The following is a 23325-nucleotide window of genomic DNA, read 5'->3' on the forward strand; positions in this document are numbered from 1 at the left end:
GGTCACCCCCGCAGCCCCTTCAGGTCCGCCTCGACGGCCGCGGCGCAGGCGCGCAGGTGCGGCAGGGCCTCGTCGCGCAGCCAGGCGGTGCTGTTGCGCAGCGCGTGGGTGCTGACGTTGGCGGCCGCGACCACGGTGCCCGCGGCGTCCCGGATGGGGACCGCGACCGACCGCAGCCCGTCCTCCAGCTCCTGGTCGACCAGGCAGTAGCCGGCAGCCCGGACGTCGCCGAGGACGTCGCGCAGGGTGTCCTGGTCGGCCACGGTGCGGTCGGTCAGCGGCTCCAGGGCGCCCAGGCGCGCGTCGAGCTCGGCCGGGGGCAGGGCGGCCAGCAGCACCCGCCCCATCGAGGTGGCGTAGGCCGGGAACCGGGTGCCGACGGTGATCGACACGGCCATGATCCGCGCGGTGGCGACCCGCGCGACGTACACGACGTCGCCGCCGTCGAGCACGGAGATCGAGGCCGACTCGTGCACGGTCTCGACCAGCTCCTCGAGGTGGGGCGCGGCGAGCTCGGGCAGCGACAGCGCCGAGAGGTAGGAGTAGCCGAGCTCCAGCACGCGCGGGGTGAGGGCGAAGAGCCGACCGTCCGTGCGGACGTAGCCGAGCTCGACGAGCGTGAGCAGGAAGCGGCGGGCCGCGGCGCGGGTCAGGCCGGTGGCGCGGGCGACGTCGGACAGCGTCTGTGCCGGGTGCGCCCCGTTGAACGCCTTGATCACCGACAGCCCGCGGGCGAGCGACTGGACGTGCTCCGGGCGGACCGCGTGGTTCTCCGGGTCGGCCGCGCTCACCGGGCCCCCAGGATCCGGTCGACCAGCTCCGCGGCGTGCCCGGTGTCCGGCTCGCCGTCGGTCGTCAGGGCGAGGTTGCGGCGCATGGCCTCCGGGTGCACCTGCAGACCCTCCAGGCTGGTGCGCAACCGGGCCGCGGCGCCGCCGGACACCGCGAGCAGGTCGGTCAGCGTGCCCCACTCCGCGTGCCAGGCGCCGGCCGCGCGCTGGTGCTCGTGGTCCATCGCGGCGAGCAGCGTCGCCACCAGGCCGGGCGCCCGGCGCGCCGACGCCCGCGCGGTGATCGCGGCGATGGGGTTGCGCTTGTGCGGCATGGACGACGAGTCGCCCGGCGCTGCCTCCGAGACCTCGCCGATCTCGGTCTGCGACAGCAACACCACGTCCGTCGCGGGCTTCGCGCACGCCCCGGCCGCCACCCCCAGCGCCCCGGCCAGGGCGCCGATCCGGGTGCGCTCGGTGTGCCACGGGACGCCCTGCGGGGCGAGGCCGAGCAGGTCGGCGACGGCGTCGGAGACGGCGGGCCCGTGCGGGTGCGAGGCGGCCAGCGTCCCGGCCGCGCCGCCGAACTGGACCGGCAGGGCGTCGACCCGGGCCGCCCGCGCGCGGGCGGCGGCGGCGAGCCCGGCGGCCCCCCCCGCGGCGCCCCGCCCGAAGGTCGTCGGCAGGGCCTGCTGGCCGAGGGTGCGGGCGATCGTCGGGGTGTCGCGGTGCGCGGCGGCGAGCCCGGCCGCGGCGACGGCGGCGGCGCGCAGGTCGGCGAGCAGGGTCGGCGCGGCGCGGCGGACGAGCAGCACCAGCGCGGTGTCCATGACGTCCTGGCTGGTCGCTCCCGGGTGCACGGCGCTGCTCGCCCCGCCCGCCGCCTTCCGCAGCAGGCGGACCAGCGGGATGACCGGGTTCCCGCCCTCGACGGCAGCGGCAGCCAGCCCGGCCGGTACGTCCGGGTCCGCGACGAGCCGGTCCGCCGCGGCGGCGACCTCCTCCGCGTCGTCGGGCCGGACGAGGGCGTACCGTGCGGCGGCGCGGGAGAGGGCGACCTCGACGTCGAGCAGCGCGCGGACCCACGCGGTGTCGTCGAGGTGCGCGGCGACGGCGTCGGTGCCGGAGAGCGGCGCGAGCAACCCCGTGTTCGTCATGCGCACGACCGTACGGCATGCGTCCCGCGTGGTCAGGAACAATGGACCCGTGACGCACCCCCGCTACCGCACCGTGCTCCTCGACCTCGACGGCACCCTCGTCGACTCCGCCCCCGGCATCCTCGGGTCCCTGCGCACCGCCTTCGACCAGGTCGGCGTGCCCTACGACGACGCCGTCATCGGCCGCCGCCTGCTCGGCCCACCGCTCTACGAGTCGCTGCCGCCGCTGGTCGGTGCCGAGAACACCGAGAAGATCCTCGCGCTCTACCGGCAGCTCTACCGCGAGAGCGGCCTGCTCAAGTCCACCCCGTACCCGGGCATCGAGGACCTGCTTCGCGCCCTCGCCGGTGCCGGGGTGCGGCTCGGGCTCGCGACGAGCAAGTCCGAGCCCGCCGCCCGCGAGATCGTCGCCAACCAGGGCTGGACCGAGCTGTTCACGGCGATCACCGGCGACACCGTCGACGCGCAGCGGCCCAGCAAGGCAGCCGTGGTGGAGGAGGCGCTGCGCCGGCTCGACTCCCCCGCCCCCGACGAGACGATCATGGTCGGGGACCGGCTGCACGACGTCGTCGGTTCCGGCCGGCACGGCATCTCCTGCCTCGGTGCGGGCTGGGGCTACGGCGAGGCGGGCGAGCTCGACACCGCCGGCGCGATCGCGGTCTACGACACCGCCGCCGACCTGCGGGCCGCACTCCTCTGACGCCAGGATGGGTGAGGGTCGCCGCGGCGACCCTCACCACACCGTGCCCGTCGATGTTCGCAATACGAACTCTTGTGCGAGATGCGAACGGCGGTTACAGTACCCGGCATGGACAAGGTGGTGGCGTCGGCGCGGGAAGCGGTCGCCGACATCGGGGACGGCGCGTCCCTGGCCGTCGGAGGCTTCGGCATGTCCGGCGTCCCGACCGCGCTGATCGCGGCCCTGCTCGAACAGGGCGCGACCGACCTCGAGACGATCAGCAACAACCTCGGGGTGGACGGCTTCGGCCTGGGCACCCTGCTCGCCGCGGGCCGGATCCGCCGGACGATCGGCTCCTACGTCGGCAACAACAAGGAGTTCGCCCGCCAGTACCTCGCCGGCGAGCTCGAGCTTGAGCTGACCCCGCAGGGCACGCTCGCCGAGCGGCTGCGCGCCGGTGGCGCCGGGATCCCGGCCTTCTTCACCCCGGCCGGCGTGGGCACCCTGGTGAGCGACGGCGGCCTGCCGTGGCGCTATGCGGCCGACGGCACGGTCGCGGTGAAGTCGCCGCCGAAGGAGGTCCGCGAGTTCGACGGCGTGCGCTACGTGCTCGAGCGGGCCATCGCCCCGGACTACGCGCTGGTCCACGCCTGGAAGGGCGACCGGCACGGCAACCTCGTCTACCGGCGCAGCGCGCGGAACTTCAACCCGGACTGCGCCGCGGCCGGGCGGATCACGATCGCGCAGGTCGAGCAGCTCGTCGACCCCGGCGAGATCGACCCCGACGCGGTGCACACCCCCGGCATCCACGTCCAGCGCGTCGTGCACGTGCCCGACGCCGAGAAGCCGGTCGAGTTCAGGACGGTGCGGAAGTGAGTCTGACCCGGGACCAGCTCGCGAAGCGGGTGGCCGACGAGCTGCCCGACGGCTCGTACGTGAACCTCGGCATCGGCATGCCGACGCTGGTGCCCGGGCACATCCCGGGCACCCGGACCGTGGTGCTGCACAGCGAGAACGGCATCCTCGGCGTCGGCCCCTACCCGACGGACGACGAGGTCGACCCCGACCTGATCAACGCGGGCAAGGAGACCGTCACGGTCCTGCCCGGCGCGAGCTACTTCGGCTCGTCGGACAGCTTCTCGATGATCCGCGGCGGCAAGGTCGACGTCGCCGTGCTGGGCGCGATGCAGGTCAGCGCGACCGGCGACCTCGCCAACTGGGCCATCCCCGGCAAGATGATCAAGGGAATGGGCGGGGCGATGGACCTGGTGCACGGGGCGAAGAAGGTCATCGTGATGATGGACCACGTCTCCAAGGACGGCTCGCCCAAGATCCTCGAGCAGTGCACCCTGCCGCTCACCGGCGTGGGCTGCGTGAACCGGATCGTCACCGACCTCGCCGTGATCGACGTGACCGACGAGGGCCTGACGCTGGTCGAGACCTTCGGGGTCTCCGAGGACGAGGTCTGCGAGAAGACCGGCGCCCGCCTCCTCTAATGCGTTATGGAACCATAACGCGGTTTCGGGCGGTCATTCTGCGCGTTATGGTTCCAGAGTGCGATCTGGGACGGTGTCTTCGGGCGTGATGGCTCCATAGTGCGGGTCAGCCGACGAGCAGGACGATCAGGGTGCGGGGGCCGTGCACGCCCTCGACCCGGTCCAGCTCGATGTCGCTGGTCGCGCTCGGGCCGCTGATCCACGTCAGCGGGCGGGCCGGGTCGAGGCGGGCCACCGCTGAGGCCACGTCGGCGACCACCTGGTCCGCCCGCACCACGCACACGTGCCGATCGGGCACCAGGGTGGCCGCGCGCCTGCCCTGGCCAGGCCCGTGGTCCAGCACGATCGTCCCGGTGTCGGCGATCCCCAGCGCGGCCGTGGTCAGCACGCCGTCGACGGTGTCCAGCTCGGCGGTCGTCAGCTGCTCGTCGAGGATCGCGTCGGCCGGGCGCAGGTCCTCCGGCAGGTCCGCGGGCACCAGCAGGCGCGGGACACCGTCCAGGGCCGAGGCCAGGTGCGTCGGCAGGTCCTCGGGCGTGCAGCGCACCACCGTCGCCTTGTAGTCGGCGACCCGCTCGGCGAACAGCTCGACCACATCAGCAGCGTCGTCCCGCGTGGTCGGCCGCGGCCCCGGCCGGTCCACGGCGACGTCGGCCGGGGTCTCGACGGCCGGGACGTCGCGCAGGGCCGTGCGCACCCGGCCCAGGATCTCCTCGCGCGCGCTCACTTCGCTCCCCCGTTCCCGTTCTGCTGCTCGGTGCGCCCGCCGTCGGTCCTCGCCCACCAGGCCCGGAACGACTCCTGCGCGGGCACCGGCACGTCCCGCGCGTCGGACCAGGCCGCGGCCGGCCCGGGCAGGGCGCCGAGCACCCCGCGACCGCCGGGCGCGCGACGCTTCGTGCCCCGGAGGACCTTGCCGACCGCCCCGGAGATCCGCTCCGCGGCGGCGGTCCGCCGGGCGTCGGCGAACGCCCACGACGCCGCCTTCATCGCCAGGTTCTGCACCTTCGGCTCGCCCCGGTGGGCGTCGACCACCTTCGTGCGCAGGTGCACCAGCACCTCCGGGATGTCGATGCGCACCGGGCACACCTCGAAGCACGCCCCGCACAGGCTCGACGCGTACGGCAGCGAGTCGAGCTGGGTGTCGTGCCCGACGCCCCGCAGCATCGGGGTGAGGATCGCGCCGATCGGGCCCGGGTAGACCGAGCCGTAGCTGTGCCCGCCGGTGCGCTCGTAGACCGGGCAGACGTTGAGGCACGCCGAACACCGGATGCAGCGCAACGCCTGCCGGCCGACCTCGTCGGCGAGGACGTCCGTACGCCCGTTGTCGAGCAGCACGACGTGCACCTCCTGCGGCCCGTCGCCCGGGGTCACCCCGGTCCACATCGAGGTGTACGGGTTCATCCGCTCGCCGGTGGAGCTACGCGGCAGCAGCTGCAGGAAGACGTCGAGATCCGCCCACGTGGGCACCAGCTTCTCGATGCCCACCACGCTGACCAGGACCTCGGGCAGGGTCAGGCACATCCGGCCGTTGCCCTCGCTCTCGACCACGGCCAGCGTGCCGGTCTCGGCGACCGCGAAGTTGGCCCCGGACACCGCGACCTTGGCGCGCAGGAACTTCTCCCGCAGGTGCGCCCGGGCGGCGGCGGCGAGCTCGGCCGGCGTGTCGGTCAGGTCGCGCGGGGCGGCCTTCCCGTACCGGCCCATCTCGCGCAGGAAAATCTCCCGCACCTCGGAGCGGTTGCGGTGGATCGCCGGCACCAGGATGTGGCTGGGCAGGTCGTCGCCGAGCTGCACGATGAGCTCGGCCAGGTCGGTCTCCCAGGCGTGGATCCCGGCGGCCTCGAGGGCCTCGTTGAGCCCGATCTCCTGGGTCGCCATGGACTTGACCTTGACGACCTCGTCCGTGCCGTGCCGGCGCGCGACGTCGACGACGATCCGGTTGGCCTCGGCGGCGTCGCGCGCCCAGTGCACGGTCGCCCCGGCCCGGGTCAGCGACTCCTCGAGCTGGGCGAGGTAGGTGTCGAGGTGCCGCAGCGTGCGGTCCTTCAGCGCGGCGCCGGCCAGCCGCAGCCGCTCCCACTCGTCGACCTCGCCGACGACGGCGGCCCGCTTGGCCCGGATCGTGCCGGTGGCGTGGGCGAGGTTGCGGCGGAGCTGGGTGTCGGCCAGCGCGGTGCGCGCCGCGGTCGGGAAGGCCGGCGTGCCGAGGAACGTGGCGCTCACCGGGCACCCCCGGTCAGGGCCGCGCTGCCGGCCGAACGCCGGTCCGCCTCCCGGGGCGGCTGCTCGATCACGGGTTCGGTGGAGGCCAGCACCTCGGCGAGGTGCATGACCCGCACGCCCGACCGCTCGCGGGAGAGCAGCCCGCCGATGTGGGTCAGGCAGGAGTTGTCGCCCGCGACCAGCACCTCGGCGCCGGACTCGCGCACGTGCCGCGCCTTGTCCGCGCCCATCGCGATCGAGGTCTCCGAGTTCTTCACCGCGAAGGTCCCGCCGAACCCGCAGCACTCCGTGGCCTCCGGAAGCTCGACCAGTCGCAGCCCGCGCACCGCCTCCAGCAGGCGGGTCGGGCGGTCGCCCACGCCCAGCATCCGCAGCGAGTGGCAGGTCGGGTGGTAGGTGACCCGGTGCGGGAAGTACGCCCCGACGTCGACCACGCCCAGGACGTCGACCAGGTACTCCGACAGCTCGTACACCGGCGGCGCCTCCTCGACGGCGCGCACGAGGCCCGGGTCGCCGGAGCGTTCGGCCACCATCCGGTGCTGGTGGCGCACGGATCCGGCGCACGACCCCGACGGCACCACGACGGCCTCGTACCCGGCGAACGCCTCCAGGTGGCGGCGCAGCAGCGGCACGGCCTCGTCGAGGTAGCCGGTGTTGACCATCGGCTGGCCGCAGCAGGTCTGTGCGGCCGGGAAGTCGACGTCGACGCCCAGCCGGCGCAGCAGGGTGACGACGGCGCGGCCGGTGTCCGGGAACAGGGCGTCGTTCATGCAGGTGACGAGCAGGCCGACGGGCACGGTGCCTCCGGTGGTGGACGGAGCGTGGCTCTGGGTGACCCCAGCTGAGCTATGGTCGGACCTTAGTCCGAACGGTAGGCTCCGTCCACCGAGGGGGTGGAGATGGCGGCACCACGCTGGGACCAGGTCCAGCGCGTCCCGACCTACGAGCTCGTGATCGAGCGGATCGAGGAGCAGCTCGTGTCCGGAGCGCTCGGGCCGGGTGACCGGCTCCCCCCGGAGCGGGAGCTGGCCTCGATGCTCGGCGCGAGCCGGCAGGCGGTGCGCGAGGCGCTGCGCGTGCTGCAGGCGCAGGGCGTGGTGCGCTCGCAGCAGGGCACCGGCAACGACTCCGGCACCGTGATCGTCCCGGCGCCGGCCAAGGCGCTGTCCCGACTCCTCAAGGTGCACCTCGCCGTGAGCTCCTTCCCGGCCGAGGACCTCACCGGCGCGCGCGTGATGCTGGAGCGGACCAGCGCCGCGTCGGCCGCCGAGCGGCACTCCCCCGCCGATCTCGCCCGGCTCCGCGAGGCGCTCTCGGCGATGGAGGCCGACCTCCCGCGCGTGGAGTTCAGCCCGCTCGACACCGCCTTCCACGTCGCGATCGCCGAGTCCGGCGGGAACCGGCTGGTCAGCGAGCTGACCGCGGCGATCCGCGAGTCGCTGCGCGGTGCCCTGCTCGACGGCATGCGGGCCGAGGAGGACTGGCCGGGCCTGCGGACGGTGCTGCGCCGCGAGCACCGCGGGATCGTCGACGCGATCGCGGCGGGCGACGGCCCCCTGGCCGCGGAGCGGATGGAGGCCCACATCCGAGCCTTCCACCGGCGCCTGCCGTGACGGCCGCAGGGATCAGGCTCCCAGGTCGTCGTCGGGCGGCGGGGTGGCGGCCGATCCCGCCCGCCGGGCCCGGTCCTCGAGATAGCGCTTCTCGGCGAGGTTGAGGGTCGCGCGGGCGGCCCGCCGGTAGTGCTCGCGGGCCTGCTCGTGCTCGCCGAGCCGGTCCAGCAGGTGGGCGCGGACGGCGTCGGGCCGGTGGTGGCGGGCCAGGCGCTCGTCCCCCGCCACCCGGTCCAGCACCTCCAGCCCGCGTTCGGGCCCGTAGGCCATCCCGACGGCCACGGCACGGTTCAGCGTGACGACCGGGTTGTCCGTGCACTCCTCGAGCAGCCGGTAGAGGATCTCGATCTGCCGCCAGTCGGTGTCGGCGTCCGTGGGCGCCTCGGCGTGCACCGCCGCGATCGCGGCCTGCAGCTGGTACGGGCCGACCCGGCGCCGCACGAGCGTGCGTTCGAGCAGGGCGGTCGCGTCGCCGATCGCCGCGTGGTCCCAGCGGCTCCGGTCCTGCTCGGCGAGGGCGATCATCCGGCCGTCGGCGTCGGTGCGGGCCCGCCGGCGGGCGTCGGTCAGGAGCATGAGGACGAGCAGCCCGGCCACCTCGCCGTCGTCGGGCAGGAGGCGGTGCAGCATCCGGGTCAGCCGGATCGCCTCGGCGGACAGGTCGACCCGGGTGAGCCCGGGCCCCGCGCTGGCCGTGTAGCCCTCGTTGAAGATCAGGTAGAGGACGTGCAGGGCGGCGGCCAGCCGCTCGGTCCGGACGTCGTCGGGCAGGGTGAACACGGCGCCGCCGGCCTCGATCGTGGCCTTCGCCCGGCTGATCCGCTGGGCCATCGTCGCCTCGGGGACCAGGAAGGCGCGGGCGATCTCCGCGGTGGTCAGCCCGCCGACGGCGCGCAGGGTCAGCGCGATCCGGCTCGCCTCGGTGAGGTCCGGGTGCACGCAGAGCAGCAGCATCTCGAGGCTGTCGTCGACCGCCGGCGCCTCGAGGTCGACGGCCTCGCCCGGGTCGATCGCGGCGGCCTCCTCCCGGCGCCGCCGCGCGCTGTCGCTGCGCCACAGGTCCGTCAGCCGCCGGCGGGCGACGGTGACCAGCCAGCCGACCGGCTCCTCCGGGACGCCGCTCTCCGGCCAGCCGGTCGCCGCGGCCAGCAGGGCCTCCTGCACCGCGTCCTCGCACAGGTCGAACTGCCGGTAGCGGGCCACGAGCACGCCGAGGACCTGCGGCGCGCAGCGGCGCAGCAGGTCCTCAAGCGCACGGTCGGACACTCAGGAGGCCTCGGGCTCGGTCAGGCCGAAGCCGCTCGTGAACACGACCGGCCGCACCTCGATCGCGAGCCCCTCGATCGCGGCGTCGGGGATCATCGCGGCGAGCTCGTAGGCCCGCTCCGGCGTCTCGACGTCGACCACGTAGAAGCCGCCCATGTACTCCTTGGCCTCGACGAACGGCCCGTCGGTCACGGTCGTCGCGCCGTTGCGGACGGACACCACCGCGCTGCGGGAGGGATCGGCCAGCGCCTGCGTGCCGATCATCTCCCCGGTGCGGGTGATCTCCTCCATGAACCGGCCGTGCCCGGCCTCGATCTCGCGGCCCTGCGCCTCGGTGAGGCTCTCCAGCACGGCGGGGTCGATCTGCATGATGATCAGGTACTTCACGACGTCTCCTCTCGTCGGCGGCGTCCGGGCGGGCGTCCGTCACGAGCTCGTACGGAGCGGACGGCCCGCACTCGACATCCTGCCGTGAGTGAGCTGCGTCACATCACTCGAAGGAACCGGCCCGGTTCGGGCGGCGCCGCTCCTGCGTGCCGGACCTGTGCGGCAACCGTGTCCACGTGGCCGACCACCGCGCGGCGGGTTCCGGCTAGCGTTCCGCCCGATGGACACTCCCGCGCTGCAGCGCCGGCTGGGGACGCTCGACGCCACCGTGATCGGGCTCGGCTCGATGATCGGCGCCGGGGTGTTCGCGGCCTTCGCGCCGGCGGCGGCCGCCGCCGGGTCCGCGCTGCTCGTCGGACTTGCCCTGGCCGCCGTGGTGGCGTGGTGCAACGCGACGTCGTCGGCCCAGCTCGCGGCCCGCTACCCCCGGTCCGGTGGCACGTACGTCTACGGGCGCGAGCGGCTGGGCCCGTGGTGGGGGTTCGTCGCGGGCTGGGGCTTCGTGATCGGGAAGACGGCCAGCTGTGCGGCCATGGCGCTCACCGCGGCGGCCTACCTCGTTCCTCCTGCGTGGCAACGGCCGGTCGCCGTGCTCGCCGTCGTCGTGGTGACCGGGGTGAACCTGGCGGGGGTGACGCGCACGGCCCGGCTGACCCGGGTCCTGGTCGCCCTCGTCCTCCTCGCGCTGGGCGCGATCCTGGTGACCGCGGTGGTCCGTGGCCCGCTGCACCCCGTGGGACCGGTGGTCGGCCGGACCGGCGTCTACGGGGTCCTCCAGGCCGCCGGCCTGCTCTTCTTCGCGTTCGCCGGGTACGCGCGGGTCGCGACGCTCGGCGAGGAGGTCCGGGACCCCGAACGCACCATCCCGCGGGCGATCACGCTGGCGCTCAGCGGCGCGGTGGTGGTCTACGCGGCCGTCGGCGTCGTGCTGCTGCTGGTGCTGGGTCCGTCGCGGCTGGCGGCGTCGTCCGCACCGCTGGCCGAGGTCCTCCCGTCCGGCGCGGCGTGGATCGCGGCGGTCGGCGGCGCACTCGCGTCGCTCGGCGCGCTGCTCGGGCTCGTCGCCGGGGTGGGGCGGACCGTGCTCGCGATGGCGCGGGAGGCCGACCTGCCGGCGCCGCTCGCCGCCGTCGACGCCCGGCGTTCGGTGCCGCAGCGTGCGGAGATCACGGTCGCGGTCGTCGTGGCGGCGCTGGTGTGCACCGTGGACCTGCGCGGGGCGATCGGCTTCTCCTCCTTCGGTGTGCTGCTCTACTACTTCGTCGCCAACCTGTCGGCGGTCGGGCAGCCGCGGCCCGAGCGCCGGTACCCACGGGCGTTCCCGGTGGTCGGGATGGTGGGTTGCGCCGTGCTCGCCGCGACCCTCCCCTGGCAGTCCGTGGCGGTCGGCGTCGCGGTCGTGGTCGTCGGGGTGGGGTACCGGTGGTGGCGGTCGCGCTGACCGCGTTCCGCGCCTGGGTCGGGGCTCGGTGACGGTCGCGCTGAGCGCGCTTCGTGCGTGCGCCGGGGCTCGAGGGCGCTGCAGGCGGGTGAGCGTGTGATCACCGACGGTCCGGGCCCGATCAGGCCTGGGACCTTCGACCCTGCTCCGGGGACCGAGCGGCCCGCCGACGCTGATCGGTCGGCCTCTCCTGCCGCCGGCACCGGCCCGCGACGCTGATCGCCGGCGCACGGGCCGGTCCGGGAGGACACCGCCGCTGCGCCGCAACGGATCCGGCAGCGCGGGCGGGCGCGCGGACCGGGCCGGACGTCCGGGAGGGGCAGGGAGGGCCCACCCGGTTCCCGGGCGACCGGGCGGCGGTGGTGGGCCGACCGCCCGGTCGCCCCTCCGACACCCGGCCGCGGCCGGCGATGCCCCCCGACCACCGCGGCCGGGCCCTCCTTCGGCCGCGCATCGCTGCTCCGACCTGGGCGGGTCGGGCCTCCCGGTCCGGGCCGCTCGGCCGGGCCGGGTCCGTTGGACGGGCCGGCTCCCGATCCGAGCCGCTCGGCCGGGCCGGGTCCGTTGGACGGGTCGGGCTCCCGATCCGAGCCGCTCGGCCGGGCCGGGTCCGTCCACCACCCGCAGCTCACTGCCGGGGACCATGACGCCCGCCCTGATCACGCGTCGTGGACGCGGAGCGCCGAAATGCGACCGTTCCGGCCCCGGACGAATGATCACGCCCAGAGCCAGGTCGCTTGATCAACCGTCATGGACAGAGACGGTCGAAATACGACCCTGCTGGTCCATCACCGGTGATCAACCCGAACCGGTCCACGACAGGTGATCAACGGCCCCGACTCCGCCCCCGGGCTCCACGACCGGAGGGCGTGGCCCCACAAGAAGAACGTGTCCCCCACAAGATCACCCTTCGCGGAGGCGGAGCGTCGAAATCCGACCGTCCTGGACCCCGACGGATGATCATCACCCGCGCCGGGTCGCTTGATCAGCCGTCATGGACAGGGAAGGTCGGAATCCGACCGTGCTGGTCCATCACCGGTGATCAACCCGAACCGGTCCACGACGGGTGATCAACGGACCGGGCTCCGGCCCCGGCCTCCACGACAGGAGAACACGGCACCCACAAGAAGAACGTGCCCCCCACAAGGAGAACGTGTCCCCCACAAGATCACCCTTCGCGGAGGCGGAGCGTCGGAATCCGACCCTTCCAGTCCATGACAAATGATCACGCCCAGAGCCAGGTCGCTTGATCAGCCGTCATGGACAGGGAAGGTCGGAATCCGACCGTGCTGGTCCATCACAGGTGATCAACCCGAACCGGTCCACGACGGGTGATCAACGGCCCCGACTCCGGCCCCGGCCTCCACGACAGGAGAACACGGCACCCACAAGAAGAACGTGCCCCCCACAAGATCACCCTTCGCGGAGGCGGAGCGTCGGAGTCCGACCCTGCCGGTCCACGACGAATGATCCGGACCAGGAGAGGAGGCATTCGGGCAGCCCCGCTCCGCGCGCAACGACCCGGCGCCCTCCCGCAGCGCAGCCACTACCGCTCTGCCCCGCCCTGCCCGCCCCGGGCGGAGCCGGACGCAGCACCTACTGCTCGTTCTCTCCCTGGTCGCCCTGACCGGAGCCGGAGCCGGAGCCGTTGCCGCCCGAGTTCCCGCCCTGCCCGCCGGCGTCACCGGACGACCCCGAGGAACCCGAACCACCGGAGCTGCTCCACCCACCGGAGCGGCCGCCGCTCCCGGAAGCACCGGCCCCGGCCCCGTCGATCCAGTTGTCGCCGCTCCCCGTACTGCGGGCCGTCGATCCCGCCGGGCCGGACGCCCGGCCGCGGCCGGCGTCGGCGCGCGTGCTCCCGCCGCCGACCGCGTGGGCGGCAACCGACTGCCCCGTCGCCGGAGCCCCCGCCTCCATCGCGGCCGTGAGTGCGGCGCCGGCCACCCCCGCGGCGTGCTCGCCCGGGGCGGACCAGTTCGGGCTCGGCGCGGGTGGGTGCTCGACCGGGCCGGACGGGTGCGTGTCCCCGGCCGCGATGGCGAAGCCGCCCGTCGCCGTGCCCACCACGGCGAGGGCGGCCGCGAGGGACTTGGCCGCGACCGCACCCGACGCCGTGACGGACGCCCTCCGGAGCCGCCAGCGGCCGCGCGACGTCGCGGCGGAGGCGAAGGCCGCGAGGGCGTCGCGCTCCCCGCGCAGCTCGGCGGGGGTGCCGGGGGCGGCGGCCGCGTCGAGCAGGCGGCGGAGGTCGCGGGGGCCACCGTCACCGTCGAGCAGCCGGTCGACGTCCGTGATCGCCATCCAGGTCCCCGGCGGCGCCCCGCCGCCCCGGCCCGTGCAGTGCTCACACATCGGCGACCCCCGTCCGCCGTTCCCGGCCGGCCCGCGCCGGACCGGCCTCCTCTCCCGCGCGCAGCCGCTCGGCCAACCGCCGCAGCCCGCGGTGGGCCGCGACCCGGACGGCGCCGGGGCGCTTCCCGAGGACACGGGCGGCGGTGGGGCCGTCGAGCCCGATCACCGCACGCAGCAGCACCGCTTCCGCCTCGGTCCGCGGCAACGCGAGGATCTGGTCGATCGCCCACTGCGTCGCCAGCCCGTCGAAGACGGCACCGTCGGTGTGCCGGACGTCCGCGAGGGCCACCAGGTCCGCCGGCTCCGCGGGGTCGGCCGGGCGGCGGGTGCGGGCCCGCGCCGAGTCCATCGCCCGGTTCCGGCAGATCGTGGTGACCCAGCCGCGGAAGCCGTCGAGGTCACCGGAGAAACGGCGCAGGTCCTTCGCGACGTGCAACCAGGTCTCGGCGGTGACGTCCTCGGCGTCGGGGCCGACCAGTGCGGTGGCGTACCGCAGCAGGCGGGGTTGCAGGTCGCGGTAGAGCACGACGAATGCCCACTCGTCGCCCTCCCGGGCCGCGGCCAGCGCGTCCTCGAGGAGGGTCTGGTCGCGGGGCGCGGCCACGGGGGCGACGGTCGGGCCGGCGAGGGCGGGCACTCCACCTCCAGGTCGATCGATGACGGGCCGGACGTCGGGGGGCGTCTTCGTCCGGCCCGCCATGCCCTCAGCGCGGTGGTGCCACCGGTCGTTACAGCGCGTGGCTGCGATTCCGAAGGTTGCTCCGTCCGGCATGAGTGCGACCCCCGAACGGCCGCCTCAGCACGTCACGGACGGGCGCCGGGACCTCCGCCACTACCGATCGGGACCGTCCGGGCACGGCCTGGGCTTGCGCCGCCCGCTAGCGTCGACGGATCGAGGACGAGGAGGCCCCGTGACCATCTCGGTGTTCCTAGTGGACGACCACGAGATCGTCCGTCGCGGTATCGCCCAGCTGCTCGAGACCGAGGACGACATCGAGGTCGTCGGCGAGGCCGGGACCGCGGCGCAGGCCCTGGCCCGCATCCCCGCCACCCGGCCCGACGTGGCGATCCTCGACGTCCGCCTGCCGGACGGCGAGGGCATCACCGTGTGCCGTGACATCCGGTCCACGCTGAACCCTCCGCCGGCCTGCCTGATGCTCACCTCGTACTCCGACGACGAGGCACTCTTCGGCGCGATCATGGCCGGCGCCGCGGGCTACCTGCTCAAACAGGTCGCCGGCACCGACCTGATCGGTGCGGTGCGGACCGTCGCGGCGGGCGGCTCGCTGCTCGACCCGAAGGCCACCGCCCTGGTCCTGGAGCGGCTGCGGCACGGCTCCGAGCCCGACGACCCCCGCTACGAGGGCCTCTCGCCGCAGGAACGGCGGATCCTCGACCTGATCGCCGACGGCCTCACCAACCGGCAGATCGGCGCCGAGCTCTACCTCGCCGAGAAGACGGTCAAGAACTACGTCTCCTCGCTGCTGCACAAGCTCGGCTTCTCCCGGCGCACCGAGGCCGCGGTGTACGCGACCGAGCGCCGCCGCCGCGCCCGTTGAGCCCGGCCTGTTCCGAAGGGGACCGGCGGACCGCCCCTCGTCGAAGGGGCGCCGGCTCGGGACCCGATGGGTCCTCACCCGTGGTCGAGCGGCACCCGCCACGCCAGCCGGGTGCCGCCCCCGGGCCGGCGTCGCACCTCCAGTGCGCCGCCGAGCTCCGCGGCGCGTTCGGCGAGGTTGTGTAACCCGCTGCGGGCGACGTCGTCGGGCATCCCCGTGCCGTCGTCGACGATCTGCAGCACGAGGTCGGCCGCCGCCTCCAGGGTGACGGTGACCGTCCGCCCGCCGGAGTGCCGCACCGCGTTGCTCGTTCCCTCGCGCACCGCCGCCAGCAGGTGCGGCACGAGATCGGCCGGGACGAGCGTGTCCACGGGCCCGGAGGTGCGGACCGACGGCGTCATGGCCGATCCCTCGACGATCTCGTCGACGATGTCGAGCAGCCGGCGCCGGACCCCGCCGTGGTCGGCGCCGTGCAGGTCGAAGATCGAGGTCCGGATCTCCCGGACGGTCTCGTCGAGCTCGTCGACGGCTTGCAGGATCCGGTCCTGGACGTCCGAGCGCACCGCGCGGCGGAGGGTGCTCTGCAGCTTCAGGCCGGTGGCGAACAGCCGCTGGATGACGTGGTCGTGCAGGTCCCGGGCGATACGGTCGCGGTCGGCGAGCACGTCGAGCTGGCGCTGCGCGCGGGTCTTCTCCGCGATCTCCAGGGCCAGCGCGGCCTGCTCCGCGAACGAGGTCACCAGCAGCACCTCGGTGGGCCGGTAGGGCTCGCCGCCGACCCGCCGCAGCGCGACGAGCACCCCGACCACCCGCTCCCCCGACCGCATCGGCACCGCGACCGACGGGCCGAGGTCGGCCGGCACCGAGTCCGCGCCGTGGTCGAGGAACGCCGCCGGCGAGCCGGCCAGCAGCGGGCTGCGGCTCTCGGCCACCTCGTCGAGGTCGGCGCCCGCCCGGATCCCGGCCTCGGGCAGACCGAGCGGCTCGCCCGCGCTGGCGCACAGCTCGTAGAGGCCGTCCTCGTCGGGGCCGAGCAGCACGGCGGTGGCGGCCGAGGTCGTCAGCTCCAGGGTCCGGACGGCGACGAGCCGGAGCACGTCCTCGTCCGACGCCCCGGTCAGCACCTCGGTCCGCACCTCGCCCAGCGCCTCCAGCCAGTGCTGGCGCTGCCGGCTCTGCTCGAACAGGTCGGCGTTCTGCACCGCGATCCCGGCGGCCGCGGCGAGCACGTGCAGCATCACCTCGTCGTCCGCGGTGAACTCGCCTCCGCCGACCTTCTCGGTGAGGTAGAGGTTGCCGTAGATCGAGTCCCGGACGCGGACCGGGACGCCGAGGAAGCTGTGCATCGGCGGGTGGTTGGGCGGGAAGCCGACGGACGCCGGGTGCGCGCCCAGGTCGGCCAGCCGCAGCGACTCGGGCTCCATGATCAGCTGCCCGAGCAGGCCCTTCCCGGTGGGCGGCGGCCCGAGCGTCTCCCGGACCCCCGGCGGCAGGCCGACGTCGATGAACCGGGAGATCGACCCGTCCGGCGCGAGCACCCCGAGTGCGCCGTACCGGGCGTCGACGAGGTCCACCGCGGACTGCACGATCCGGCGCAGCGTGGCGTCCAGCTCCAGCCCCGCCCCGACGGCGAGCACGGCGTCGAGGAGGCTCTGCATCCGGTCGCGCGCGGCGACGATCTGGCCCAGCCGCTCCTGCACCTCGCCGAGCAGCTCGTCGAGCCGCAGCCCGGCGAGTGCCCCGGAGACCGGGGCTCCCTCCGGCCCGCGATCCGGCCGCGTCATCGGTCCTCCCGTCGGTCCCCGGCCGACCACGGTGCCACCCCGCGCGCGATCACGACAAGCCCGCCGCGGCCCGGCCCGGCGGGTCGAACACCCCGCCCGCACGGGACCTTCGTCGGTAGCGGCCGGACCGTGCGCCCCGCAGGCTGGGCCCGGGTCCGACCGGGACCCGCGGGACCGTCGGACGGCGAGCGGTGATGATCGACACGGGTTCGCTCGGGCTGACCGAGGCCCAGCTGGCGGACGCCGTCGGCGCGGCCGCCCGCGCGCCCTCGCTGCACAACACCCAGCCCTGGCTCTTCCGCCCCACCCCGGACGGGATCGAGCTGCACGCCGACCGGGACCGGCAGCTGCCGGTCGCCGACCCGAGCGGGCGGGAGCTGCGGATCGCGTGCGGCGCGGCCCTGCTCAACCTGCGGCTGGCCCTCGTCGGGCACGGGGTGCGTCCGCTCGTCACGCTGCTGCCGGACCCCGCAAGACCCGACCTGGTCGCCGTGGTCCGCCGCGGCGGCAGCCGCCCACCGACGCCGGAGCAGCGCCGCCTGCTGGAGGCCGTGCCCCGGCGGCGCACGAACCGGCGCCCCTTCACCGACGCGCTCGTGCCCACCCCGGCGCGGCACGCGCTGCGCCGGGCCGCGCTCGACGAGGGCGCGTGGCTGGATCTCGTCACCGATCCCGTGCAGCGGGTCGAGCTGGGCGCGATGGCCCGGCGGGCGCACGAGCGGCAGATGGCCGACCCCGAGTTCGTCGCCGAGCTGGAGCGCTGGACGGGGCACGGCGAGGAGCGACCCGACGGCGTCCCGGCCGCGGCCGGCGGCCCGCTGCCCCGGCCCAACGCGACGTGGGTGCTGCGGGACTACAGCGGCGGCACCGCCCGCGCCGCCGACGACGTGGAGGCCGAGCCGTTGATCGCGGTGCTCAGCGTGCACGCCGACGGGCCGCGCGAGGAGGTCCGCGCCGGCCAGGCCATGCAACGCGTGCTGCTCACGGCCACGACGCACGGCCTCGCCGTGTCCTTCCTGTCCCAGCTCGTGGAGTGCCCCGACGTGCGGGAGAGCATGCGACGGCTGATCAGCGGCACCCGCCCGCCGCAGGTCGTGCTGCGGATCGGGCAGGGCTGGCCGGTGCCGGGCACACCCCGCCGGCCGCTGGGCGATCTCCTGCTGCCCCCGCCGGACGGGCCGACCGACACCGGGCTCCCCGGGAGTGCGCCGCTGCACGTGGAGGACGGGCCCGATCCCGGCTCGACCAACCATCACACGTAGCGGCCGTCACGGCTGGGCCGTCACGACTGGGCCGTCACGACTGGGCGGTCACGACTGGGCCGTCACGACTGGGCCGTCAGCCGACCCCCACCGCGTCCCGCCAGAACTCGAGCACCGCGACGGTGCTGCCGCGGGCACCCTCCAGGACGTCGCGCGCCCGGTCGGGCAGCCGGGCCCGCAGTGCCGCCGGGTCCGCCGGCGCCGCGACGACGGCGGTGCGCAGGCCGAGCAGGGCGGCGGTCAGCCGCAACGCCTCGACGGCCTGCCCGGTGCGCAGGTCGGCGTGTGGGACCCGGCCCGCCGCGCCGACCAGGACGAACACCGGCTCCGGCCGCATCACCCCCTCGTCGAGCACGTCGGGCCAGGTGGGCCCGAGCTCGTCGCCCGGCACCACCGGATGACCGATCCCGCGTAGCCAGGCGCTCTCCGTCTCCGCGGCGCGCCGCAGCACGGCACGCGCCGCGGCGGCGCGCGGACCGTCCGCGCCCTGCGGCCTGCCGTCGTCGCGCAGGGCCGCGTAGAGGGCCCGCTCCAGCGGGCGCGGCGCGTACGGCTCGCCCGGCCGCACCACGGCGAGCAGGCCCTCCTCCACCGGGTGCGTGACCTGCGGGCGGCGTCCCTGGGCGGCCATGGCGAGCCGGATCGCCCGCAGCCCCGCCCCGGCCGCGACCCGGGTCACCCGGGCCAGCGGCTCCTCGGCGAGCGACCAGCGCCGCACCACCGACCGGACGGCGACGCCGTCGTCCACGGCCGTGACGAACCAGGGTGCCGTTCCCTCCGGCGCCGCGGCCGCCCGGGCCGCGTCGACGAGCGGGGCGACCCGCAGTGCCGCCCGCGGCTCCGGGGTCGCCACCGGGTGAGCGGACATGGCCCCGAGTCTCGGCAGCGGCTACCGGAGGTCACGAGAGGCGAAGGTCCCCGGAACGGGGTGCCCCGCCGGGGGCCGCCCGCCGGGCCGGTCCGGGCCCTCGGCCCCTGCCGCGCCCGCGGCGGAAGGACGAGACTGCGGCCATGACCGAGCAGCGGCAGCGCCCGGCCCCGCCGGAGACCCTCGACGACGACCCGCCGGTGGAGACGGTCATGTCGCGCCGGCTCGTCGGCGTCGACCCCGCGGCCCCGCTGCCCATCGCCCTGCGGCTGATGGTGGCCGCGACCGTGCGCCACCTGCCCGTCGTGCGCGAGGGCCGCTGTCTCGGCATGATCGCCGAGGTCGACCTGCTGCGCGGACTGGCTGCCCGGCAGGGCCCCTTCGGTCCGGCGACGCTGCTGGTCGCCGACGTGCTGCGGCCCGCGCCGGAGATCCCGCCCGGCACCCCGCTGCACGAGGTCGCGGCCCGCATGGACCGCGAGTGCACGGACGCCCTGCTGGTCGTCGAGGCCGGTCGCCCGCTCGGCATCGTCACGGCGACCGACCTGGTCCAGGCGCTGGCCGCGCGGATCCACTGAGGACGGCGCTGCGAAGGAAAGGCGGGCCCGGTCCCGCGGCGGTACCGTGGCGCCCCCGGCTGCGAGGAGGACGACCGTGGACGTCGAGGTGACGCGCGACGCTGCCGGCGGGCCCGGCGGCGGCACGGAGGGCTGGGCCAAGGAGGCGCCGGCCCGCTGGGACGCGGGGAAGGCCGCGGCGTTCGGCGACCTCCCGCCGACGTTGTTCGGGCTCGGCACGCCCGCGGTGGGCGAGCCGCTCGCCGACGAGTGGTGGCGCGCCGAGGACGGCCGCGGCGTGATCGGCTACGGGCGGCTCGACGACTCCTGGGGCGACGCCGAGATCCTGATCGTCGTGCACCCCGACCGGCGCGGCGAGGGCCTCGGCGCGCTGGTCCTCGACCGGCTCGAGCGCGAGGCCGGCCGGCGGCACCTCAACTACGTCTACAACGTGGTGCCGCTGACGCACCCGGACCGCGAGGAGATCTCCGCGTGGCTGCGGGCCCACGGGTTCGAGGAGAAGGCCGACGGCGAGCTGCGCAAGCGCGTCCCCCGGGCGGGGGTGAACTGAGTCAGCCGGTCCGGCCGGGGGCGCCGAGGCGGTGCAGGCGCAGCGCCAGCTGGATCTCCAGCGCCCGGTCCGGTTCCTGCCAGCCCGCCCCCAGGAGCGTGCCGATCCGCTCGAGCCGTTGCGCGACGGTGTTGACGTGCACGTGCAGCGCGGCCGCCGCGCGGCTCGGGCTGGCCCCGGCCGCGTAGTAGCACTCGAGCGTGCGGAGCAGGTCGCTGCCGCGGCGCGCGTCGTGCTCGGCAACCGGGCCGAGGACCCCGGCGACGTAGCCCGCGACGTCCGGCCGGTCGCCGAGGAGGAGCCCGGCGAAGCCCAGGTCCGCGGCGGCGGCCGCCTCGCCCGCGCGGCCGAGCGCGAGCAGCGCCTCCGCGGACCGGCGGGCCTCGGCGAGTACTCCCGCCAGCCCGGCCGCGGGGTGCACGGGCCCGGCGGCGCCGATCGTGACGGCTCCGTCGGGGTCGTCCGGACCGGCCGCCCGGGCCAGTGGCTCGGCCGCGGCAGCGGGATCGGTGCCGGGCAGCAGCGCGACCACCGCGCCCTCGTGCTCGGCGACGAGCCCGGCCCGGCCCCCGGCCGCCGCGGCGTCGCGCAGCACGGCCCGCCGCCGGCCCGGCGCGCACCGGCAGACCAGCAGGACGTGCGGGCGGCGCGCCGCGACCCCCAGCTCGGCGAGCCGGGTCAGGACCGCGGGGCGCGGACGGTCGGCCGCCGCGAGCAGCTCGCCGAGCGCCTCGGCCCGCTCCCGGCGGTCCGCCTCGGCCTCGCGCTGGCCGAAGAGCAGGACCAGCGCCGTCACCATCGCGGCCCGCTCGACCGTCCGGACCTGGCCCGCGTCGAGCTCCGGCACGCCGCCGAGGAGGAGCGTGCCGAGCCGCTGCCCGGCGGCGACCACGGCGACGGCCCACGTCCGGCCCGTCCGGGTGAGCCGGCCCGGCGCGTCGTCCGCGGACCGCACCGCCCCGGCCCAGCGCGCAGGGTCGGGCGTCGCGCCGAACCGGGCGGCGGGTGTGCCGTCGGCGTCCAGGACCACCACCCAGGCGTCGAGCAGCCGGCCGAGGGCCTCGGCGAGGTCCGCGACGTCGCCGCCCTCGAGGACCACACCGGCGAACCGGTCGTGCGCGGCGGCGGCCGCGGCGATCGCGGCGTGCGCGGTGCGCAACGCGTCGAGGGCGGCGGCGGTGTCGGCGAGCTGGCGGGTCTGCACGAGCGAGACGGCGGCGAGCGCGGCGAGGGACCCGAGCAGCGCCACCTCGTCGGGCGCGAACGGCCGGGCGGACCGGTTGGCGGCGAACAGCACGCCGACGAACTCGGCGTCGACCAGCAGCGGGACCCCGCAGATCGCGACGAGGCCCTCCTCCCCCACCGCCGCGTCGATCTCCTCGGTGTGCCGGTAGCGCTCGTCCTCTCCGTAGTTCCCGGTCCAGTGCGGGGTGCGGGTCGCGGCGACGAGCCCGCCGAGCCCCGCGCCGAGGGGCAGCCGCAGCGCCTGGAACCGCGGCGACACCGAGCCCGCCGTGGCGCGCATGTAGGTGTCACCGCCGTCGGCGTCGTAGAGGGTGAGGTAGGCGAGGTCGGTGCCGAGCAGGGCGCGGGCCCGGCGGACGATCGCGTCGAGCACCCCGCCCGTGTCGGACTGCGAGGTGAGCTCCCGGGCGGTCTCGACGAGCGCCGCCAGCTCCGTCTCCCGGCGCCGGCCGGCGTCCATCGCCGACCGGATCCGCAGGACCAGGGCGCCGGCCTCGGGCTCGGACCCGGCGAGCTCGGTGGCCGCGTGCTCCAGCGCACCGGCGCGGCCGTCCCGGCCCGCCCCGCCGGCCTCGGTGCGGTCGACCCGGTCGGCGAGCAGGCGGAGCAGGTCGAGGACGGTGCGCGCCACCCGGGCATCCTGCCGGGTCGTCCCGCCCGGGGGCAGCTCCACCACGCCCGGGGGCACGGCCGTCAGGACCGCGCGGTCGTGGCCCCGTCCGGCAGGGCCGGTGCGCGGTCGTCGCCGAACCCGTCGTCGGCGGCGAGGTCGCGGTTCCGGGTCTCGCGGTAGGAGGCGACGGCGACCAGCGTGAGCACCGAGCTGGCCGCGACGTAGACCGCGATCGCGAAGCCCGTGCCGAAGGAGGCGAGCAGCGCCACCGAGATGAGCGGCGCGAGGCCGCCTGCCGCGACCGACGCGAGCTGGTAGCCGATCGAGACGCCCGAGTACCGGACACCGGTGCCGAACAGCTCGGACAGGAACGCCCCCTGCGGCCCGTACATGGCGCCGTGGAAGATCAGCCCGCCGACCACGGCGAGCACCGTGAGCCCGAAGTTCTGCGTGTCGAGCAGCGCGAAGAAGGCGAACGCCCACGCGCCGACGCCGACGGCGCCGAGCAGGTAGACCGGCCGGCGGCCGATCCGGTCGGACACCAGGCCCCACAACGGGATCGTGACGACGTGGACCGCGGCGCCGATCAGGACCGCGCCGAGGACGAACGACGAGGGCAGGCCGAACCGCTCCTTCATGTACGTCGAGACCACGATGGTGAAGATGTAGTAGGAGACGTTCTCGGCGAACCGGGCGCCCATCGCCGTGAGCACCTCGCGCGGGTAGCGCCGCAGCACCTCGACGATCGGCAGCGTCCGCGCCGTGCCCTCCGTCGCGCGCTCGGCGGCCTTGGCCTGCGCGTCCCGGAAGACCGGCGACTCCTCGACGGAGAGCCGCACGTAGAGCCCGATGAGCACCAGCACCGCCGAGAGCAGGAACGGGATCCGCCAGCCCCAGTCGTTGAACGCCTCCTCGGACTGCACCACGGCGAGCAGCGCGAGCAGGCCGTTGGCCAGCAGTTGACCGGCCGGCGCGCCGGCCTGCGGCCAGCTCGCCCAGAACCCGCGACGGCGGGCGTCGCCGTGCTCCGACACGATCAGGACCGCGCCGCCCCACTCGCCGCCGAGCGCGAAGCCCTGGATCAGCCGCAGCAGCACCAGGAGCGCCGGCGCCGCCACGCCGATCGTCGCGTAGCCCGGCAGCAGGCCGATGGCGAACGTCGACAGCCCCATCAGCAGCAGGCTCACGACGAGGAGCTTCTTGCGGCCGAGCCGGTCGCCGTAGTGGCCGAAGACGAGGCCGCCGAGCGGGCGCGCGACGAAGCCGATGGCGAAGGTGCCGAACGACAGCAGCGTCCCGGCGACGGGGTCTGCGGCCGGGAAGAAGACGTGCGGCAGCACGATGGCGGCGGCCACGCCGTAGAGGAAGAAGTCGTACCACTCGACCGTCGTGCCCAGCATGGAGGCGGCGACGACCTTGATCAGCGAGGTGCGCGGTGGGGTTCCCGCGGGGCCGCGGGTCGACGGCTGTGTCATG

At 75.5% G+C, this 23325-nt stretch carries 23 protein-coding genes; 10 read left to right on the forward strand and 13 right to left on the reverse strand.

The annotated features are described in order from the left end of the window. Positions 1–2: 2 nt before the first annotated feature. Together LWC33_RS28100 and LWC33_RS28105 are read right to left on the reverse strand one after the other, a co-directional pair. Entirely contained in the window at positions 3–791 is a 789-nt protein-coding gene (locus LWC33_RS28100) for an IclR family transcriptional regulator domain-containing protein (protein WP_233307702.1), read from the reverse strand. Next, positions 788–1927, reverse strand: coding sequence for a lyase family protein (locus LWC33_RS28105; RefSeq protein ID WP_233307703.1), 1140 nt, complete (start codon positions 1925–1927; stop codon positions 788–790). Before LWC33_RS28105 ends, LWC33_RS28100 begins: the two co-directional genes overlap by 4 nt. A 49-nt stretch (positions 1928–1976) precedes the next feature. On the opposite strand from LWC33_RS28105, the gene LWC33_RS28110 reads away from it, so the two are divergent. The 3 genes from LWC33_RS28110 to LWC33_RS28120 all read left to right on the forward strand — a co-directional run bounded on the left by LWC33_RS28110 (position 1977) and on the right by LWC33_RS28120 (position 4102). Beyond that, complete coding sequence (locus LWC33_RS28110) at positions 1977–2627, forward strand: HAD hydrolase-like protein (RefSeq protein ID WP_233307704.1); 651 nt, start codon at positions 1977–1979, stop codon at positions 2625–2627. Between the two features lie 108 nt (positions 2628–2735). Further along, the gene (locus LWC33_RS28115) at positions 2736–3482 is read left to right on the forward strand and encodes a CoA transferase subunit A (protein WP_233307705.1); all 747 of its coding nucleotides are present in this window, start codon (positions 2736–2738) and stop codon (positions 3480–3482) included. Continuing rightward, entirely contained in the window at positions 3479–4102 is a 624-nt protein-coding gene (locus tag LWC33_RS28120; protein ID WP_233307706.1) for a CoA transferase subunit B, read from the forward strand. The genes LWC33_RS28115 and LWC33_RS28120 overlap by 4 nt, the downstream gene beginning before the upstream one ends. A gap of 106 nt (positions 4103–4208) precedes the next feature. On the opposite strand, the gene LWC33_RS28125 is transcribed toward LWC33_RS28120, so the two are convergent. From LWC33_RS28125 to LWC33_RS28135, 3 genes are read right to left on the reverse strand one after another with little or no spacing between them, the layout of a single operon-like run. Then, complete coding sequence (locus LWC33_RS28125) at positions 4209–4829, reverse strand: LutC/YkgG family protein (protein ID WP_233307707.1); 621 nt, start codon at positions 4827–4829, stop codon at positions 4209–4211. Then, positions 4826–6328, reverse strand: a complete 1503-nt coding sequence (locus LWC33_RS28130; RefSeq protein WP_233307708.1) for a LutB/LldF family L-lactate oxidation iron-sulfur protein — start codon at positions 6326–6328, stop codon at positions 4826–4828. Before LWC33_RS28130 ends, LWC33_RS28125 begins: the two co-directional genes overlap by 4 nt. Next, complete coding sequence (locus tag LWC33_RS28135; protein ID WP_233307709.1) at positions 6325–7125, reverse strand: (Fe-S)-binding protein; 801 nt, start codon at positions 7123–7125, stop codon at positions 6325–6327. Before LWC33_RS28135 ends, LWC33_RS28130 begins: the two co-directional genes overlap by 4 nt. Before the next feature lie 102 nt (positions 7126–7227). Between LWC33_RS28135 and LWC33_RS28140 the strand changes: the two genes are divergently transcribed. Continuing rightward, positions 7228–7941, forward strand: a complete 714-nt coding sequence (locus LWC33_RS28140) for a FadR/GntR family transcriptional regulator (protein WP_233307710.1) — start codon at positions 7228–7230, stop codon at positions 7939–7941. A 12-nt stretch (positions 7942–7953) separates the two neighbouring features. Here LWC33_RS28140 and LWC33_RS28145 read toward each other — a convergent pair whose 3' ends face one another. Both LWC33_RS28145 and LWC33_RS28150 read right to left on the reverse strand, forming a co-directional pair. Further along, positions 7954–9207, reverse strand: a complete 1254-nt coding sequence (locus tag LWC33_RS28145) for an RNA polymerase sigma factor (protein ID WP_233307711.1) — start codon at positions 9205–9207, stop codon at positions 7954–7956. Beyond that, entirely contained in the window at positions 9208–9594 is a 387-nt protein-coding gene (locus tag LWC33_RS28150; protein WP_233307712.1) for a YciI family protein, read from the reverse strand. Between the two features lie 146 nt (positions 9595–9740). On the opposite strand from LWC33_RS28150, the gene LWC33_RS36635 reads away from it, so the two are divergent. Together LWC33_RS36635 and LWC33_RS28155 are read left to right on the forward strand one after the other, a co-directional pair. Further along, the gene (locus LWC33_RS36635) at positions 9741–9803 is read left to right on the forward strand and encodes a hypothetical protein (protein WP_372476708.1); all 63 of its coding nucleotides are present in this window, start codon (positions 9741–9743) and stop codon (positions 9801–9803) included. 11 nt (positions 9804–9814) lie between these two features. After that, entirely contained in the window at positions 9815–11035 is a 1221-nt protein-coding gene (locus LWC33_RS28155) for an APC family permease (RefSeq protein ID WP_233307713.1), read from the forward strand. 1596 nt (positions 11036–12631) lie between these two features. On the opposite strand, the gene LWC33_RS28160 is transcribed toward LWC33_RS28155, so the two are convergent. Continuing rightward, on the reverse strand, positions 12632–13339 hold the full coding sequence (locus LWC33_RS28160; protein WP_233307714.1) for a hypothetical protein: 708 nt from the start codon (positions 13337–13339) through the stop codon (positions 12632–12634). A gap of 43 nt (positions 13340–13382) precedes the next feature. Then, positions 13383–14027, reverse strand: coding sequence for an RNA polymerase sigma factor (locus tag LWC33_RS28165; protein WP_233307715.1), 645 nt, complete (start codon positions 14025–14027; stop codon positions 13383–13385). Positions 14028–14301: 274 nt separating this feature from the next. Between LWC33_RS28165 and LWC33_RS28170 the strand changes: the two genes are divergently transcribed. After that, positions 14302–14949: a response regulator gene (locus LWC33_RS28170; protein WP_233307716.1), complete on the forward strand. Its 648-nt coding sequence runs from the start codon at positions 14302–14304 to the stop codon at positions 14947–14949. A gap of 74 nt (positions 14950–15023) precedes the next feature. On the opposite strand, the gene LWC33_RS28175 is transcribed toward LWC33_RS28170, so the two are convergent. Beyond that, entirely contained in the window at positions 15024–16733 is a 1710-nt protein-coding gene (locus LWC33_RS28175; protein ID WP_233307717.1) for a sensor histidine kinase, read from the reverse strand. Positions 16734–16927: 194 nt separating this feature from the next. Between LWC33_RS28175 and LWC33_RS28180 the strand changes: the two genes are divergently transcribed. Next, positions 16928–17995: an Acg family FMN-binding oxidoreductase gene (locus LWC33_RS28180; RefSeq protein ID WP_233307718.1), complete on the forward strand. Its 1068-nt coding sequence runs from the start codon at positions 16928–16930 to the stop codon at positions 17993–17995. 76 nt (positions 17996–18071) lie between these two features. On the opposite strand, the gene LWC33_RS28185 is transcribed toward LWC33_RS28180, so the two are convergent. After that, complete coding sequence (locus LWC33_RS28185) at positions 18072–18863, reverse strand: hypothetical protein (protein ID WP_233307719.1); 792 nt, start codon at positions 18861–18863, stop codon at positions 18072–18074. 143 nt (positions 18864–19006) lie between these two features. Between LWC33_RS28185 and LWC33_RS28190 the strand changes: the two genes are divergently transcribed. Beyond that, positions 19007–19441: a CBS domain-containing protein gene (locus LWC33_RS28190; protein WP_233307720.1), complete on the forward strand. Its 435-nt coding sequence runs from the start codon at positions 19007–19009 to the stop codon at positions 19439–19441. A 76-nt stretch (positions 19442–19517) separates the two neighbouring features. Further along, positions 19518–19991, forward strand: coding sequence for a GNAT family N-acetyltransferase (locus LWC33_RS28195; protein WP_233307721.1), 474 nt, complete (start codon positions 19518–19520; stop codon positions 19989–19991). Between the two features lies 1 nt (position 19992). Here LWC33_RS28195 and LWC33_RS28200 read toward each other — a convergent pair whose 3' ends face one another. Beyond that, the gene (locus LWC33_RS28200) at positions 19993–21867 is read right to left on the reverse strand and encodes a helix-turn-helix domain-containing protein (RefSeq protein WP_233307722.1); all 1875 of its coding nucleotides are present in this window, start codon (positions 21865–21867) and stop codon (positions 19993–19995) included. Positions 21868–21929: 62 nt separating this feature from the next. Then, entirely contained in the window at positions 21930–23324 is a 1395-nt protein-coding gene (locus LWC33_RS28205; protein ID WP_233307723.1) for an MFS transporter, read from the reverse strand. Position 23325: the final 1 nt, after the last annotated feature.

The organism is Pseudonocardia terrae, from assembly GCF_021343995.1.
Lineage (GTDB): Bacteria > Actinomycetota > Actinomycetes > Mycobacteriales > Pseudonocardiaceae > Pseudonocardia > Pseudonocardia terrae.

What these genes read in the sequence shown, in the direction of transcription:
- LWC33_RS28105 (WP_233307703.1), bottom strand. Translation starts at nt 1,927, where the DNA reads ATGACGAACACGGGGTTGCTCGCGCCGCTCTCCGGCACCGACGCCGTC.
- LWC33_RS28115 (WP_233307705.1), top strand. Translation starts at nt 2,736, where the DNA reads ATGGACAAGGTGGTGGCGTCGGCGCGGGAAGCGGTCGCCGACATCGGG.
- LWC33_RS28140 (WP_233307710.1), top strand. Translation starts at nt 7,228, where the DNA reads ATGGCGGCACCACGCTGGGACCAGGTCCAGCGCGTCCCGACCTACGAG.
- LWC33_RS28155 (WP_233307713.1), top strand. Translation starts at nt 9,815, where the DNA reads ATGGACACTCCCGCGCTGCAGCGCCGGCTGGGGACGCTCGACGCCACC.
- LWC33_RS28160 (WP_233307714.1), bottom strand. Translation starts at nt 13,339, where the DNA reads ATGGCGATCACGGACGTCGACCGGCTGCTCGACGGTGACGGTGGCCCC.
- LWC33_RS28175 (WP_233307717.1), bottom strand. Translation starts at nt 16,733, where the DNA reads ATGACGCGGCCGGATCGCGGGCCGGAGGGAGCCCCGGTCTCCGGGGCA.
- LWC33_RS28180 (WP_233307718.1), top strand. Translation starts at nt 16,928, where the DNA reads ATGATCGACACGGGTTCGCTCGGGCTGACCGAGGCCCAGCTGGCGGAC.
- LWC33_RS28185 (WP_233307719.1), bottom strand. Translation starts at nt 18,863, where the DNA reads ATGTCCGCTCACCCGGTGGCGACCCCGGAGCCGCGGGCGGCACTGCGG.
- LWC33_RS28190 (WP_233307720.1), top strand. Translation starts at nt 19,007, where the DNA reads ATGACCGAGCAGCGGCAGCGCCCGGCCCCGCCGGAGACCCTCGACGAC.
- LWC33_RS28205 (WP_233307723.1), bottom strand. Translation starts at nt 23,324, where the DNA reads ATGACACAGCCGTCGACCCGCGGCCCCGCGGGAACCCCACCGCGCACC.